Source organism: Vibrio cincinnatiensis DSM 19608 (assembly GCF_900167345.1).
Classification (GTDB): domain Bacteria; phylum Pseudomonadota; class Gammaproteobacteria; order Enterobacterales; family Vibrionaceae; genus Vibrio; species Vibrio cincinnatiensis.
In genome coordinates, this window is record NZ_FUXB01000049.1 from 1 (window position 1) to 1404 (window position 1404).

1 protein-coding gene is annotated in these 1404 nt (G+C 43.3%); it reads left to right on the forward strand.

The window, feature by feature from the left end; all coding sequences use genetic code 11:
- Positions 1-251: 251 nt before the first annotated feature.
- Positions 252-1385, forward strand: a complete 1134-nt coding sequence (locus B5D54_RS16780; RefSeq protein ID WP_078927662.1) for an ISAs1-like element IS1358 family transposase — start codon at positions 252-254, stop codon at positions 1383-1385.
- Positions 1386-1404: the final 19 nt, after the last annotated feature.

Sequence of the window (1404 nt, forward strand, 5' to 3'; positions counted from 1 at the left end):
GAACAGCGTTGGCTTAATGGGAGCCGTATGAGCTGAGAGGTTCACGTACGGTTCTGCGAGAGGCTGTCGGGGAGGTTCCGGCGGTCTACTCACCAGATCGTTGATATATAAGGGCTGCGGAGATGCTAAAAATTAGCTTTGAACCTATCACTCACCCCAACTATTGAATGTAACGACATGAAATTTAAGATCACCTTGTAGATCATTTCTGTTGTTTTGTAATAGCTCCTAGACAATATAGGAGCCTACATATGAGCGAGTTAATCAACCCATTTATGCATTTCCAAATCATTAAAGACTATCGACAAGAAAGCAAAGTAGAACACAAATTATCAGACATTATTTTGCTGACAATTTGTGGTGTTTTGTCGGGTCAAGATGGCTGGGATGGCATTATCGATTTTGGTAATGCTCGCTTAGATTTCCTTAAACGATATGGTCACTTTGAAGCTGGAATTCCTTCTGCGGATACGTTGTCCCGTGTGATGGGTATGATTAATCCTGTCGCTTTGCAAAGAAGCTTCATTGCTTGGATGAAGGACTGCCATACACTGACGGATGGTGAAGTGATTGCCATCGACGGTAAAACATTACGCAGCTCTTATGACCGCTCGAAAGGCAAGGGAACGATCCATATGGTGAACGCTTTTGCTACAGCAAATGGAATGAGCATTGGGCAACTGAAGGTTGATTCTAAGAGTAACGAGATTACCGCGATCCCCAAGCTACTAGACTTGCTAGATGTAAAGGGCTGCTTGATTACGATTGATGCCATGGGCTGCCAAAAGAAAATAGCGCAGAAAATCCTTGATAAAGAAGCGGATTATTTATTGGCGGTCAAAGGCAATCAGGGAATGCTTGAGCAAGCCTTTGATGATTATTTTCGAATGAGCATGCTTCAAGACTTCGACGGTAGTTCTTATAGTACTCAAGAAAAAAGTCACGGAAGAATAGAAACGAGAGTGGCTTTAGTGAATCGAGATTTGTCGGTTTTGGGTGATATTGAACATGAATGGCCTGGGCTTAAATCAATGGGCATCGTGGCTTCAATTCGACAAGAATCGGCAGTAGCAACAGAGCAAGATGTGAGTATTCGTTACTACATATGCTCTAAAGAATTGGAAGCTCAAACGTTACTTGAAGCGACTCGTTCTCACTGGGGTGTAGAGGTCATGCATTGGTCACTTGATACTGCATTTTGTGAGGACAATTCGCGTATTAGAGCGGACGATCGAGCAGAGGCTTTTGCAAGGATCAGGCAGATCTGTTTGAACCTATTAAAGAGCGAAACCACGTTTAAAGGTGGTATCAAACGTAAACGGATGAACTGCGCAATGGATGAAAACTACTTAAGTAAGGTTCTCGAAAGCCTTACAGGGCAGTGATGTTCATGCGGTTTCCGTG